The organism is Staphylococcus felis (assembly GCF_003012915.1).
Taxonomy (GTDB): Bacteria; Bacillota; Bacilli; order Staphylococcales; family Staphylococcaceae; genus Staphylococcus; species Staphylococcus felis.
In genome coordinates, this window is record NZ_CP027770.1 from 2195633 (window position 1) to 2210949 (window position 15317).

Consider the following 15317-nt stretch of genomic DNA (forward strand, 5'->3'; position numbering starts at 1 on the left):
CTCTACTCCTTACTACCATTATCAATATCTTTTGTAGCACGTAAATGATGTACTACATTAGGTGCCTCTTTGTCTTTTCGTTTATTATTTTTTCCTAAAATGAAAATAGGTTCAAAATGATTATCAGAATAACCAAATGACAGCGACGTAATAGGTACTAAACCATTAGTAAAAAACTCCATAGTAATATGTGCCATTACATCATAGCCCGTCTTATTTCTAATATCAGCAATTAATAAAACATCTTGATGTGGTACTGCTACTAGCATTTCACCTTCACACTTTTGCTCAAATTCGCGCATGAGTGTTCGGTTTAATATTCGACTTGCATCATACCCATCATTTGTGTTTATAAAATAAAAGATGTTGCCTTTCACTTCATCTGTTGAAAATGAATTGTCAAGCTTTCGTAAATTAAACATCGCCATCTCTCGAATTTGTTGATGCGTTAACTTGAGTTCATTTAAAAGTTGCTCATCTATCAATCGATAAGACTTATTTAAGTCTAATGCATAATAGATGCGTGTTTCAGCTGTATGTTCATCTGTTATAAAATCATGGCCCTCTTTAGTCTTTTGATGAAAACTTGTTGCCCTTACGACAGGATAAATATTAACTTGATCTAACAGTTTATGAGCTTCATCTTGCATTTGATGAATAGACTCATTAATATAGTACACAATTTCATCTGTAATTTGAGTTTGGCCATTATTATATTTAGCGACGATGGGTGAAAGCTTAACTGTCACACCTTTTTGATTATCTTTTCTGTATATACGTAAAGATTCCTCATCACGATTAAATTGATATTTTACGTCCAAATGTTCTAATCGTGATTGAATTAAGTCTCTCATTTTAAAGATATTCATCTTTTCACTCCTATATTCGTGCCTTATATTAGTTTACAATAAATATGCCCTTAGGACTAGAGAAAAACCATGTCCTAAGGGCTAAAAAATTATACAAACTGACTCATAAATTGATCAATTTGATCAATTGTCTTTCTTTCCTTGCCAATGTAATCACCGATACGGTTTCCATCCTGGTATACAATGAAACTTGGAATACCCATCACACCTTCTTCAATGGCTAAATCTATAAATGCATCACGATCAACGCGTACAAATTCAAATTGTGAAAACTTCTCTTCTATTTTGGGTAAATCAGGTTCAATAACGCGACAATCCGGGCACCAGTTCGCTGAAAACAGAAAAACTGTCTTTGATTGTTTTAAACTTTGATATTGCTGTTCTGATTCTAATTTTTTCATCTTAAAAACACCTTCTTTATTCGTATTGTAACTTTTTAATTGTTCTCTCATCAAGTGCTTTGATTGCAGCATACAACCACTGCTTTGCTTGTTCATAATCACGAATATCAAATACTGCATCAGAGCTATGGATGTAGCGTGCACATACTCCAATCACTGCTGTCGGTACACCAATATTTGATTTATGAATAACGCCGCCATCAGTTCCACCAGGTGATATATAGTGCTGATAGAGAATGTCATTATCACACGCTACTTGTTTCAAAAACGCTTTGAAGGAGCGTTTCAGAAGCATCGTACCATCTTTAATTCGTAATAAGGCTCCTTCACCCAGAACACCAGACAATCCTTGTCTCCCTTTCATATCATTAGCTGGAGAACAATCCACTACAAAAGCCACATCCGGATTAATAAGACGACTTGAAACTTCAGCACCTCTAAGCCCCACTTCTTCTTGCACATTTGCTCCAACGTATAAATCAAAATCAAGTTCGACATTTTCCAATTGCTCTAAGATTTCTAATGCAATGACACACCCATAACGGTTATCCCAAGCTTTAGATGCAAATCTATTTTGTGATAATTGTAAAAGTTCGGTATGTGGGACAATTGGATCACCAATTTGAATAGATCGATTTAATACTTCTTCCCTACTCTCTACTCCAATATCAAGAAGTAATTCTTCAATTTTAGGAGCGCTTTCTTTTCCCGAACGAAAATGTTTAGGTATATTTGCAACTACTCCAACCACTTCTTCATTATTGGAAGTGAGTATTTTAAGTCTTTGTCCCTGCCAAATATCGTTAGCAACGCCACCAAGTGCTGTGAATTTAATAAAACCATTCTCTGTCACTTCTGTAATCATAAAACCTATTTCATCCATATGTGCAGATATCATTACCCGTTTCGCATTTTTGTTTTTGCTTCGTTTGATACCATAAAACCCGCCCATACGATCATCTATAAATTCATCTACAAAAGGTTTCATCTCATTTTTCATATAATCCCGAATTTGATGTTCAAAATTTGGAGCTCCGTGAAGTTCTGTTAATATTTTAATTTTTTCAATTGTATTTTGAGACATAGTGACACTCCTATCAAAATTAATCTATATTATTTAGTATATCATTTAGTATATGGTAAACTATTAATAAGCTTTCAACGGAGGCGATATCATATGTTATCAAAAAGAAATTGGCCATTACTTCTACCGATTGCAGTAGGTCTTGCACTAGCAGGAAGTTATTTTTATGTGTTGAATATGAATAAAACACATTATTACCCAGCAGAAAAAATTATTAAATCAGTCAGAAGTTATTTTAAAGACGTTTCGGGATCTTATATTTTATACGAACCTACGACTTATCGAAAATTTGGAATTGAGTATGAAGTTTATAAAGGCGGCATTAGTGCTGAAAGAAATGGGAAAGTTTATAACTATGAGTTTATAGCAGACGCTTATAATGGACAAGTTATGGATATTTTCGAAATCTAAAATACCATATAATAGTTCCCTGTAATATCACTAATGTAAAACAAGAGTGTTTTGAAAGCAGTTAAAGTTTGAACAAAACTCGAACAATTCAAAACATGGATTCACGTTGTTAAAGAATTGTAAGGTTCTATCAAAAACGCTGCTTTCGAAACACCATCTAACGCTTTCCAACAGAAAACATCCTTATGTTTTTCCATTTTAATCTTGTCACTCATTATATCATTAACAGGTTATCACTGACTCACTTTTACCAAAGCTCCCCTAAAAATTGTAAATAGTCCTTTTTCATTCTTACTTTTCTTTTGATGAATCATTATCAAATACTGGTCTTTCAATAGTTGAAGTGATACTTTTTAAGTCCTGAGAAAATTTGACAGCTAAGTAATGCACATCATGATAAAATAAAAACCAATAGTCATTCATAGCATAATAGCTTGTTCTTCGTTCCTTTTCGCGTATAGACTGCATTGGATAATCGTCATAAGCTGTCACCCACAACGGGTTAACGTGAGCTGTCGTCGATAAAATATCGGCCATGTGCACTGCACTTTCATTCTCACTTTTAATTTCTATTATTGAATGTCCGTAACTATGACCTCCTGTATGCGTCATTGTGATTCCAGGATAAGGCTCTACCTCATTTTCAAATAAAACTAACCGATTTTCATATGTGCCTTGGTTTTGTGTCCAATACGTAGCTCGGCTTCGAATATTTGGTGCTAAAAATTCATGATATTCATCTTGTTGAATAAAATGTAAGGCATTTTGAAATATCGCATTACCATTTCTATCAGTTAATCCTGTAGCATGATCAAAATGTAAATGCGTCATTAACACTAAATCAATATCATCTGGTGTTAAGTTATACATTTTTAAAGAATCTACAATACTTGACTCTTCTTTAACACCATAGTTTCTGAGTTGTTTATCCGTCAATTTACCATTCCCTATACCTGCATCAATCAATATGTTTTTTTCTCCCGTACGAATCAGAATAGGATGTGTTACCAGTGGCACTTGGTTGTTTGAATTAACAGGGTATCTTTTTTCCCATAGCGGTTTTGGGACAACACCAAATATTGCCCCACCATCCATTTGCGTGAAACCACCATTTAAAGCGTCAATTTGAAAATGCCCTATTTTCATTGTCATCACCCCTAATATTTATTTTAAAAGGCTTTATTAGCATTAATCAAATGTTAAATCGATATTATTTACATAAAAAAACGACATCACCTTTTAAAAGTCATGTCGCAATAGAGATTAATTTTTAAAGCCATTCTATAAAATATCATTACTGATGAAATTTTGCTTCCATTCTATAAATTCTCGACCCTTTTTCTGAGAATTTATATTCATATTCAGTTGGAATATTATCACCAGTGTCTTCTTCATGAAGGTTAAGATTAATTTTTGTAAAATACATCCCAAATTCAGACATACTTTCAAGACTATACGCAAATAATCCTCTATTGTCAGTTTTAAAATGAATTTCACCATCAGTTGACAATATGTGCTGGTAGATTTCTAAAAAAGTATGATATGTCAACCTTCTTTTAGCATGTCTCTTTTTAGGCCAAGGATCTGAAAAGTTAAGGTAAATGCGTTCAATCTCGTGAGGCTTAAAATATTCAGTGAGCTGAACAGCATCATTACACAGCAGCTTAATGTTTGTTAAATTTTGATCAATCACTTTATCTAAAACCCGAATCATCACATTTTTATCGCGCTCAATAGATATGTAATTGATGTGAGGATTTTGTGATGCTAGTGTTGTAATAAATTTCCCCATACCTGAACCAACTTCAATGTGAATAGGGTTGTCATTATTGAACCATTCACGAATAGATTGAGCATGATCTCCATCTAAATCGACACAATCTAAATGTTCCCTCAAATAATCTTCAGCCCATGGTTTGTTTCTCATTCTCATAAATTTTGGCTCCTTATATGAATATATTGCGGTTCATAACCTCATTTAAAAACTCTAACCACGTATTCATATCTTTGTATCGCTTATGTTCCTCATTCCACTGAACCATACCGATTGATTGTATCACAGCATACCACTTCATACGGCGCTTTAAATTCATAGATTCATTTACACCATATGTATTGAACCATGGCGACCAACTATTTTCAGGAACATAGTTGTAAAGCAACATACCTATATCAATTGCTGGGTCAGCTATCATAGCCCCTTCCCAATCAACAAGGAATAATTCATCTTTATCAGATAATAACCAATTGTTATGGTTCACATCTCCGTGTACAACTGTATAAAAACGCGGATCAAATTCTGGCATATGCTCTTCTAAATAAATTAATGCTTTTCGTACAATGTGATGTGTCATGACTTCTCTAGAAAGTGACGCATTAATTTTTTTGAACATAATTTGTGGTGTAATAGGCTCCATACCCATGCGCTTTAGCATTGTTAATAAAGGCCGAGAGTCATGTATTTTCTTTAATAATAAAGCCACTCGATTTTGCTTCATTTCATATGAGCTTAATTCTCTTCCATTTTTCCAGTGTTGAGCGGTAACAACTTCACCTGTTTCAATTCGCTTAGTCCATACAAGCTTAGGAACGATGCCCTCGGCCGATAGTGCTGCAATAAAAGGATTTGAATTCCGTTTTAAAAATAATTTTTGCCCATCTTGTTCTGCCATATAAGCTTCACCTGATGCACCACCCGCTGAATCAAGAGTCCAACCTAGCTGATAAAACTGCTCCACAACTTGTTCACCTCACTTCCAAATAGAAAAGGCTCATGAAACTAATTCAAGAGCCATATTTACATCATCTTTTTACTTCATATTTCACGTACATACAATTAGCACTTATTAAAGATTTTATAATTAAAACATGATTTTTTCAACCAATAATGAAACACAAATTGTGTCTTTTTACCTTCTAAAAGAAATTAAACCGTCACAAATTTTTTAAATTTTTATGATACTGAATGTGAATCGATATATCTTTCAAATCCTTTTTGTAATTGGCGCGTGATAGCCCCTACGTTACCATCATTAACGTCTTCACCATCAATTTTTACAACAGGCATCACTTCTGCTGATGTACTAGAGATAAACACTTCATCAGCATCTTTCAAAAAGTCTACAGTGAAAGCTTCATCCTTAAAGATAATATTTTCATCTTCACAAATCCATTTAATAACTTGTCGTGTAATGCCGTTTAAAATCAAGTGATTTGTAGGGTGTGAGTACACGATGCCATCTTTTATTGCATAGGCATTACTAGACGCACCTTCAGTCACAATGCCTTCTCGATGTTGAATCGCTTCTACAGCATTATATTTGGTTGCATATTCTTTAGCCAAAACATTTCCCAATAAGTTTAAACTTTTGATGTCACATCTTAACCAACGTATGTCCTCTGTTGTTACTACAGACACACCTTCATTTAATTCTTTGAATGGGCGTTGATAAGCAGTCGCAAATCCCGTTATTACAGGTTCTACTGGAGGAGTAGGAAATGCATGGTTACGAGGAGAAATGCCTCGAGTGGCTTGAATATAAATCCCGCCATTACTTACATGATTTATCTCTGCTAATTCACGCACAAGACTTATTAAATCATCTACAGAATCGTTTAAATCTAAACCAATTTCAGACGCACTTCTAAGCATTCTTTCAAAATGTTCGCGTGCTGTAAATAATTTCCCATCATAAATACGAATATACTCATAAATGCCATCACCAAAATTATAACCTCGATCGTTATAAGCTACAGTAGCTTCGTGCTCGTCGACAAACTTACCATTGATCAGTATTTTATTCATCATCTATCCCTCCACACAAACTGCATATATAGCTTCTAAATAAATGCTCGTTGCATTAAATAATTGTTTTTTAGTAATATATTCATTCTTTTGATGCATTAAATCAACAGAATCTTCAAACATAGCTCCAAAAGCAACACCTTTATCGAGATTACGCGCGTATGTTCCGCCTCCAATCGTAAATGATGGGCGCATGTCTCCAGTTTGATTACGGTATGCTGTCAATAATTTCTCAATAAAAGGATCTTCTGGGTTAACAAAATGTGGTTGTTGAATTTTTCCCATATCAATTTTGAACCCGTCTTTGTTAATTTCTTTTTCAAACGCTTGAATAGACTGCTCAAAATGAAAGCCTTCTGGAAATCTTAAATTCACACCATATTTGCCACCTTGTTTATTATCATATTGAATAACGCCTATATTCGTTGTGACATCACCCATATGATCTGTATGAAATTTCATGCCCATTTTTTCACCAAAATGAGAATCGAATAAATACATATCACCGAACTCAGTCCATTTTTTAGCACTTTGGTTTAAGTTTAAAGTATTTAAAAAGTGGACTAAATACATACCTGCATTTACACCAATAGAAGGGTCCATTCCGTGAACAGCCACTCCGTTTACACTTAGTATTAATTTGCCACTATCCACCTCATAATGACCTTTAAGTTGATGCTCTTCTAAAAATGCTTCAAAATGCTGGATTGTATTAGTCATATTCTCTTTCACTAATACACTTGTAGTTGCAAGGTCAGGGACCATGTTGTATCGTTCACCAGATGAAAAATGCAATAATTCAATTTCGGGCTCATCGTCATCTTGTGATAATGATGTTTGAACAAAATCAAACGTTGTAATTCCTTTTTCACCATGAATAAGAGGAAACTCTGCATCAGGTGCTATCCCAATTGTTGGCATTTCTTCTGTTTTAAAATAACGTTCTGTACATTTCCAATCAGACTCTTCATCTGTACCTATGATAATATGAATTCTTTTTTTCCAATCAACATTCATTTCGTTTAAAATTTTGACAGCGTAATATGCTGCAATAGTAGGTCCTTTGTCATCTAATGTACCACGTGCAATGATTTTATCTTCTGTAACGACTGGATCGAACGGATCAGAGTCCCAATCATTGCCAGCTGGTACGACATCAACATGGCCTAAGATACCAAACAATTCGTCACCTTTCCCTACCTCAATACGCCCTGCTAAGTGATCCGTGTCATATGTATTAAATCCATCTCTTTTTGCAAGTTGATACATATATTCTAAAGCTGCTTTAGGTCCAGGACCAACTGGAGCATCTTCTGTTGCTTCGCTGTCGTCTCTTACAGACTTAATCTTTAATAATCCATTCAAATCCTCAATCATTTGAGTTTCATATTCTTTTACTTTTTCTCTCCACATACTAATCAACTTCCTTTATTATTTATGGTATTACAAACCATTTTACATGAATTATAAATTAAAAAACAGTGTAAACATGCCTTATTTATCTCATTTTTCAAAAAATTTATAATACCTTTTTACGTATCTCTTGAGATATTTATTTTACTTTAGCAATATTAAAGTGTAGATTAAAGAAAAACTGCCGACAAATTCAAAGTTCTTGTCGACAGTAAAAAGGCGTTCAAATATTACTTCAGATAATCTTTTTATTAATTCTTTTTGTTATCTTGATTTAACTTTTCTTATGTTGAAGGGTGTAGATTGTTAGAAGGATCACCACCGCCTTCAGCATCAAATGTAGATTCCCTTTCTCCAGTTTGATGTGATTCATTAGCATTTAAAATCGCTTCTTTTTTATTTGTTATAAACGTTTTCGGATCTTGCTTGACCTCATTAACATAAGCTTTCGGATCTTTTTTTACTTTATTAATCTCTTCATTAGCGACATCCGTAATTTGAGATGCCTTTTCTTGAGCTCGTTGTTTATATGATTCTGGATCTTCTTTGTATTTATGATATTCTTCTTTTAACTTGTCTCTATTTTGCTTTTTTGAAAGGACTACCGCTGCAACTGCAGTTCCAATCCCGATTACAGCTCTTAAAAAATTGTTTGATTTTGCCATTTTTATCACCTCTATGCATTTTAATAAAAAAATACCCTTTAGTAACAGCTTTAAACATTTACTTTAAATTTTAAATAGATACAATTATAAAAATAGTTGTAACTCTTCTGGCGTTAGTTTTCGATACGTGCCTGGTTTTAAGTTATCATCTAATTGAAGCGATCCAATCGCAATTCGTTTTAGAAAAAGGACTTCATTGTCAATCTTATGAAACATTCGCTTGATTTGATGGTATTTTCCTTCTTCTATTTTAACCAACGCTTCTTTTGGATTTGTTAAAATTTCAAGAGAAGCCGGTTTACATATACTATCTTTTAATTGCACACCTTCTTGAAAATAAGCACGATTTTGTTCAACTAAATCGTGTTTTGCTTGTACGTAATATGTTTTAGGCACTTTTTGATTTGGATTCATAATGCGATGATTAAACTGTCCATCGTTAGTAATTAACAACAATCCTTCAGTATCTTTATCAAGTCGCCCAACAGGAAATAAATGAAGGTGACGATATTCGGTGATAAGATCTATTACAGTCTGATGAACATCATCCTCAGTTGCAGAGATAACCCCTTGAGGTTTATTCATCATAATATATACATACGGTTCATACTGCACACGTTCATTCATAAAGTACACCATATCCTGATTAGGGTCGATATGGGATTTTGCACTTTTTATTTTGTTGCCATTAATAGATACATGCCCCTTTTTGATACTATTTTTAATCTCATTTCGAGAACCATAACCCATCTGAGCTAAAAATTTATCAATACGCATTATAAAAACCCAACCTTATTTCGTATCTTATTCGGTATAGCACCTAAGTATTTATCTGCTAATTGCGTTTTCATGACTATAACACCATAAACAACCGCTCCAATAAACGCACAAACGATTGTCATCATTAAAGCTCCCCACTGGCTTGTAGGAGAAACGAACAATCTCATCAATAACACAGTGCATTCTACAACGATCATCATCACAAAGCTATAGATTAATATTTTACTAATGTCATAAAACGTTTCTCTAAAGTGAAAATGTGCGTACTTTTTCAGAATTATCATATTACATAAGATTGCGATACATAAAGCAATCGCTGTACTTACAATTGCACCTGCTGTTTGAAAAGCAATAATAAGCGGAAAGTTTAAAATTAATTTTACTATTATGGAACCAAGCACAATAAATACAGTGAGTTTCTGTTTATTAATACCTTGTAACATTGAAGCAGTTACGCTAAATAATGAGATAAGCACTGCAACTGGTGCATAAATAAATAGCAAACGACTACCTTCAAAACTATATTCATAAAAAACGGTATACAATGGTACAGCCAATGCCATAATCCCTAAGCTTGCTGGTACTGTAATAAACATAAGAACACCTAATGCGGTTCTTATTTGGCGATGCATTTCCTTAAAATTACCTTTTTCATACGTCTTAGTGATAAATGGAATTAAACTAATCGCAAACCCTGCAGCTAATGATGTAGGAATCATAACAATTTTATTAGTTGTCATATTTAACATGGTAAATAAACTATCTTGTAACCTTACTGCTACGCCAGCCATTCCAAGTGCATTATTGTGCGTTAATTGGTCAATAATCATGATTAACGGAAAATGCAAACTGACAATTACAAATGGAATACTATATGAAATAATTTCTTTATACATTGTTTGATAAGAGACATCAATGCCTGTATGGTCAGATTCTACCATTTTGTTAATCCCTTTACGGCGTTTAATCCAATACCACCATAACGTTAAAATCCCTGTAATAGCCCCAATAGCAGCACCAAATGTAGCAATACCATTCGCAAATAATATACTGCCATCAAATACATTCAGGACTAAATAACTACCTATTAATATAAATAATATACGTGCAATTTGTTCTGTCACTTCTGATAATGCTGTTGGTCCCATTGACTGATAGCCTTGAAAAACACCTCTCCAAGTAGCTAAAACGGGTATAAAAATAACAACAAAACTAATTGTACGTATAATTGACGTAATTTGCTCAACAGTCCAACCTGCATCTTGATCAGTGTTATTTGCAATCGTTACAGAAGCAATTGAAGGTGAAAGGATATACAAAACTATAAATCCTAAAACACCTGTAATACTCATCACTATGAAGCTAGAGCGGTATAACTTTTGACTAACTCGATATGCCCCCATCGCATTGTACCTCGCAACATATTTAGATGCTGCTAGTGGCACACCAGCTGTAGCAACAGCAATCGCAATATTATACGGGCCATACGCGTAGTTAAATGGTGCTAAATGATCAGCACCACCTATAATTCGGTAAAAAGGAATAATATAAATAATTCCTAAAATCTTAGTAATTAGAATACTAAATGTTAATAAAAAGGTCCCTCTTACTAATTCCTTATTATCACTCATCACACAAACCTACCTACCTATTAATTTAAATTACTATTATAACACAATACGTTTATTATACACTCTATCATCCTATGTTAAAATTAAAACATCAATAATAAGGGAGTTTTTATATGCTATTTCAAACCATAGTCATCGGTGGTGGACCTAGCGGCATAATGGCAGCTATTTCTGCAAGTCAGCAAGGACAACAGGTTTTATTGTTAGAAAAGAAAAAGGGATTAGGTCGAAAACTTAAAATTTCAGGAGGTGGACGTTGTAATGTGACCAATCGTTTACCTCATTCTGAAATTATCAAAAACATTCCAGGTAATGGAAAATTTATGTATAGTCCCTTTTCTTTGTTTGACAATGAATCCATTATTGCATTTTTTCAAAATCGTGGATTACAACTTAAAGAAGAAGATCATGGTCGAATGTTCCCTATTACAGACCAATCTCAAGATGTTCTTGATGTCTTAATAAAAGAATTAAAAAAGAATCATGTCATTATTCATGAAGAAACAAAAGTAACTAAAGTTCAAAGCAGTGATTCTAATTTTACTGTTACTTTAGAATCTGGTAAGCAATTTCATGCTAAATCCGTCATCATTGCGACTGGAGGCACTAGCGTCCCACAAACTGGTTCAACAGGTGATGGATATCATTTTGCAAAATCATTAGGTCATCAAATAACTGAATTGTTCCCAACTGAAGTACCTATCAAATCAAGTGAACCTTTTATAAAACAACAAATACTAAAGGGGTTAAGTTTAAAAAATGTCAGTTTATCTGTTCTTAAAAAGAATGGTAAAAAGAGAATCACTCATACAATGGACATGATATTCACCCATTTCGGTATAAGTGGGCCCGCCGCATTGAGATGTAGCCAATTTATATACAAGGAACAACAAAGCCAAAAGAAACAAACTATAACTATGCAACTAGATGTTTTCCCAGATTTGACTGAAGATATGCTAAAACAGCACATTGTAAAACGTTTAAAAGAAGACCCCGATAAAATTATTAAAAATAGCTTAAAAGGGCTAATTGAAGAGCGTTACTTACATTTTATGATTCAGGAGAGTCAAATCAATTTAGACACAACTTATCATCATTTGAGCACACAAAATATTTCTGATTTAGTTAGAATGCTTAAAGGGTTTACTTTTACTGTGAATGGCACTTTATCATTAGAAAAAGCATTTGTCACTGGCGGTGGTGTATCCATCAAAGAAGTCGTGCCAACAACCATGGAGTCAAAAATCACGCCTGGCTTATTCTTATGCGGAGAAGTTTTAGATATACATGGTTATACAGGTGGCTATAACATTACCTGTGCGCTAGTTACTGGTTATGTGGCAGGTTATTACGCCGGATTAACTTAAAAGTGTGATAACTTAAGTCCTTTCTGGCACTACAATAAATAAAAAGACTTGAGATGTAGTTCATATTCCTCCATAAAACAACTAGGATTAATACACTAACATCTCAAGTCCTATAGAATTAATCATTCAGAGCGGCTATTCCAGGTTTAAACACCTTTGTACTCTAATCCCTCATCACCAAACGCTTTCATACCGCCTTCTACATTTACTGCATCAATATCATGATGATTAAGGAAATTTACAACGTTGGCACTTCTAACGCCGCCTGCACAAACAATGTAATACGTTTGATTAGAACTAAAATCTTTCAAATGATTTGGGATATCATTCATCGGAATATGCTTAGCATCAGGAATCATACCCATTGCAACTTCTTCATCTTCACGCACATCAATGATATTTACAGGTTCCGTACTCAGAATCATAGATTTTAATTCATCTGTTGTTATTGATTTCATATTCATCCTCCTTTTTATTTAGCAACAATATTTACTAATTTTTGAGGGATTGCAATAACTTTATGAATGGATTTCCCTTCAATCGCTGTTTTCACATTGTCATTAGATAGTGCCATTTCTTCCATTTCTTCCTTAGTAGCATCTTTAGGAATTTCTAATTTAGCACGTACTTTGCCATTGAGTTGCACCACAATTTCAACAACGTCATCTATTAACAATGTCTCATCATAACTTGGCCAAGGTTGATATGTGATTGTACCTTCATGCCCTAAAATGCTCCAAAGCTCTTCTCCAATATGTGGGGCAATTGGAGATAACATTTTAACAAATCCTTCTATATAGGATTTATTCAACTTCTCTGCCTTATAACAATCATTTATAAATACCATAAGTTGACTGATTGCTGTATTAAAGTTAAGGCTCTCAAAATCATCAGTCACCTTTTTAACAGTTTGATGGTAAACCTTTTGAAGTATTGGCGTTTCCTCTTCAGTCACTTTATCAACAAGATTACCCTCTTCGGTCACGAGTAATCGCCAGATACGATCTAAAAAGCGTCTCGATCCATCTAATCCTTTTTCGCTCCATGCAATTGCAGCATCTAAAGGTCCCATAAACATTTCGTATAATCTCAATGTATCTGCACCATGAGAGCGTATAATATCATCTGGATTAACAACATTCCCTTTTGATTTACTCATTTTTTCATTACCTTCACCTAAAATCATCCCTTGGTTGAATAATTTTTGGAAAGGTTCTTTTGTCGGTACTACACCTATATCATAAAGGACTTTATGCCAAAATCTTGCATATAGTAAGTGTAAAACTGCATGCTCTACACCACCAATATATAAATCCACAGGTAACCAGTGCTTTAACTTTTCGGGATCTGCTAACATTTGGTCGTTTTTAGGATCGATGTAACGTAAATAGTACCAACAACTTCCGGCCCATTGCGGCATTGTATTGGTCTCGCGTCTGCCTTTCATTCCTGTTTCAGGATCAACAACATTAATAAACTCATCAATATTAGCTAATGGCGACTCTCCTGAACCTGAAGGCTTGATGTGATCTGTTTTCGGCAATAGTACTGGTAGTTCACTTTCCGGCACTGTAGTCATACTGCCATCTTCCCAATGTATAATTGGAATCGGTTCACCCCAATAACGTTGGCGACTAAATAACCAGTCTCTTAGTTTATAATTGACCTTCTTCTCTCCAATTTGTTTCTCTTCTAATACTTCGATCGCCTTAGCAATAGCCTCTTGATTAGATAAACCGTTCAATTCATTTGAATGAATGTGTGGACCATCTCCAGTAAAGTAACCAGTATCCTCATCATGATCAATAACCGTTTTAATAGGCAATTCAAACGTTTTTGCAAATTCAAAATCACGTTCATCATGACCTGGTACTGCCATAACAGCTCCTGTTCCATATGAGGCAAGTACATAATCGGCAATCCAAATTGGCATCTTTTCACCAGAAAGTGGATGAATTGCATAAGCACCAGTGAATACACCTGATTTCTCTTTAGCTAAATCCGTTCGCTCTAAATCTGATTTTTTAGCCGCTTCGCCTTGATATGCTTTAACTACTTCATATTGTTCAGTCGATGTAATTTGATTCACAAGCTGATGCTCTGGGCTTAACACTAAAAATGTTGCACCATAAATCGTGTCAGGTCTTGTCGTAAAGACTTCGATAGGTTCATGCGTATTAGCAACGTTATATACGACTTTTGCTCCTTCTGAACGTCCAATCCAATTACGCTGCATATCTTTAATAGACTCTGGCCAATCAAGCTCTTCTAAATCTTCTAGTAAACGGTCTGCATACTCCGTTATTTTTAGTACCCATTGTTTCATAGGGCGTCGTACTACAGGGTGTCCTCCGCGCTCTGAGACACCGTCAACGACTTCTTCATTTGATAAAACTGTTCCTAAAGCTTCACACCAATTGACTGGAATTTCATCAATATACGCCAAGCCCTTTTTATATAATTGAATAAAAATCCACTGTGTCCATTTATAATAGCTTGGATCAGTCGTACTTACTTCACGATCCCAATCATAGCTAAAACCGAGCTCTTGAATTTGACGTTTGAACGTTTGGATATTACGTTTTGTAAATTCTGCTGGATCATTACCCGTATCAAGCGCATATTGTTCAGCAGGTAATCCAAAAGCATCCCAGCCCATAGGATGTAATACATTATAGCCTTGCATTCTTTTATAACGGGATAAAATGTCTGTCGCTGTATACCCTTCCGGATGACCAACATGAAGTCCAGCACCAGATGGATAAGGAAACATATCTAAAGCATAAAATTTCTTTTGGCCAAAGTGATCTTCAGCTTTAAAAGTTTTGTTGTCTAACCAGTATTGTTGCCATTTTTTTTCAATTTGTTGATGATTATAATTCACAATCACA

15 protein-coding genes are annotated in these 15317 nt (G+C 34.4%); 2 read left to right on the forward strand and 13 right to left on the reverse strand.

The window, feature by feature from the left end:
• Positions 1 to 2: 2 nt before the first annotated feature.
• From C7J90_RS10250 to C7J90_RS10260, 3 genes are all read right to left on the reverse strand, one after another.
• On the reverse strand, positions 3 to 869 hold the full coding sequence (locus C7J90_RS10250; RefSeq protein ID WP_103208292.1) for a DUF1444 domain-containing protein: 867 nt from the start codon (positions 867 to 869) through the stop codon (positions 3 to 5).
• 89 nt (positions 870 to 958) lie between these two features.
• Positions 959 to 1270 (reverse strand): thioredoxin family protein, encoded by a 312-nt coding sequence (locus tag C7J90_RS10255; RefSeq protein ID WP_103208294.1) that lies wholly within the window; start codon positions 1268 to 1270, stop codon positions 959 to 961.
• A 16-nt stretch (positions 1271 to 1286) separates the two neighbouring features.
• Positions 1287 to 2354 carry a M42 family metallopeptidase gene (locus C7J90_RS10260; RefSeq protein WP_103208296.1) on the reverse strand — a complete coding sequence of 356 codons (1068 nt, stop codon included), beginning with the start codon at positions 2352 to 2354 and terminating at the stop codon, positions 1287 to 1289.
• Positions 2355 to 2447: 93 nt separating this feature from the next.
• Here C7J90_RS10260 and C7J90_RS10265 point away from each other — a divergent pair, with 93 nt between their 5' ends.
• Positions 2448 to 2765 (forward strand): hypothetical protein, encoded by a 318-nt coding sequence (locus tag C7J90_RS10265; RefSeq protein WP_103208297.1) that lies wholly within the window; start codon positions 2448 to 2450, stop codon positions 2763 to 2765.
• Between the two features lie 291 nt (positions 2766 to 3056).
• Here C7J90_RS10265 and C7J90_RS10270 read toward each other — a convergent pair whose 3' ends face one another.
• The 8 genes from C7J90_RS10270 to C7J90_RS10305 form a co-directional block, all read right to left on the reverse strand.
• Positions 3057 to 3911 (reverse strand): YtnP family quorum-quenching lactonase, encoded by an 855-nt coding sequence (locus C7J90_RS10270; RefSeq protein WP_103208299.1) that lies wholly within the window; start codon positions 3909 to 3911, stop codon positions 3057 to 3059.
• 148 nt (positions 3912 to 4059) lie between these two features.
• Entirely contained in the window at positions 4060 to 4698 is a 639-nt protein-coding gene (gene trmB / locus C7J90_RS10275; RefSeq protein ID WP_103208301.1) for a tRNA (guanosine(46)-N7)-methyltransferase TrmB, read from the reverse strand.
• Positions 4699 to 4711: 13 nt separating this feature from the next.
• The gene (locus C7J90_RS10280; protein ID WP_103208303.1) at positions 4712 to 5503 is read right to left on the reverse strand and encodes a phosphotransferase family protein; all 792 of its coding nucleotides are present in this window, start codon (positions 5501 to 5503) and stop codon (positions 4712 to 4714) included.
• A gap of 215 nt (positions 5504 to 5718) precedes the next feature.
• The gene (dat, locus tag C7J90_RS10285; RefSeq protein ID WP_103208349.1) at positions 5719 to 6570 is read right to left on the reverse strand and encodes a D-amino-acid transaminase; all 852 of its coding nucleotides are present in this window, start codon (positions 6568 to 6570) and stop codon (positions 5719 to 5721) included.
• 3 nt (positions 6571 to 6573) lie between these two features.
• Positions 6574 to 7983, reverse strand: coding sequence for a dipeptidase PepV (gene pepV / locus C7J90_RS10290; protein ID WP_103208305.1), 1410 nt, complete (start codon positions 7981 to 7983; stop codon positions 6574 to 6576).
• A gap of 284 nt (positions 7984 to 8267) precedes the next feature.
• Complete coding sequence (locus C7J90_RS10295) at positions 8268 to 8648, reverse strand: YtxH domain-containing protein (RefSeq protein ID WP_103208307.1); 381 nt, start codon at positions 8646 to 8648, stop codon at positions 8268 to 8270.
• An 84-nt stretch (positions 8649 to 8732) separates the two neighbouring features.
• The gene (locus C7J90_RS10300; RefSeq protein ID WP_103208308.1) at positions 8733 to 9425 is read right to left on the reverse strand and encodes a pseudouridine synthase; all 693 of its coding nucleotides are present in this window, start codon (positions 9423 to 9425) and stop codon (positions 8733 to 8735) included.
• A complete protein-coding gene (locus tag C7J90_RS10305; RefSeq protein WP_103208310.1) occupies positions 9425 to 11059 on the reverse strand; it encodes a putative polysaccharide biosynthesis protein in 1635 nt (544 codons plus the stop codon). The genes C7J90_RS10300 and C7J90_RS10305 overlap by 1 nt, the downstream gene beginning before the upstream one ends.
• A 113-nt stretch (positions 11060 to 11172) precedes the next feature.
• Between C7J90_RS10305 and C7J90_RS10310 the strand changes: the two genes are divergently transcribed.
• Positions 11173 to 12426, forward strand: coding sequence for a BaiN/RdsA family NAD(P)/FAD-dependent oxidoreductase (locus C7J90_RS10310; protein ID WP_103208312.1), 1254 nt, complete (start codon positions 11173 to 11175; stop codon positions 12424 to 12426).
• 146 nt (positions 12427 to 12572) lie between these two features.
• Here the strand turns inward: C7J90_RS10310 and C7J90_RS10315 are convergent, their stop codons facing one another.
• Positions 12573 to 12884 (reverse strand): rhodanese-like domain-containing protein, encoded by a 312-nt coding sequence (locus C7J90_RS10315; protein ID WP_103208313.1) that lies wholly within the window; start codon positions 12882 to 12884, stop codon positions 12573 to 12575.
• Between the two features lie 14 nt (positions 12885 to 12898).
• Positions 12899 to 15313 carry a leucine--tRNA ligase gene (leuS, locus tag C7J90_RS10320; protein ID WP_174688369.1) on the reverse strand — a complete coding sequence of 805 codons (2415 nt, stop codon included), beginning with the start codon at positions 15311 to 15313 and terminating at the stop codon, positions 12899 to 12901.
• Between the last annotated feature and the right edge of the window lie 4 nt (positions 15314 to 15317).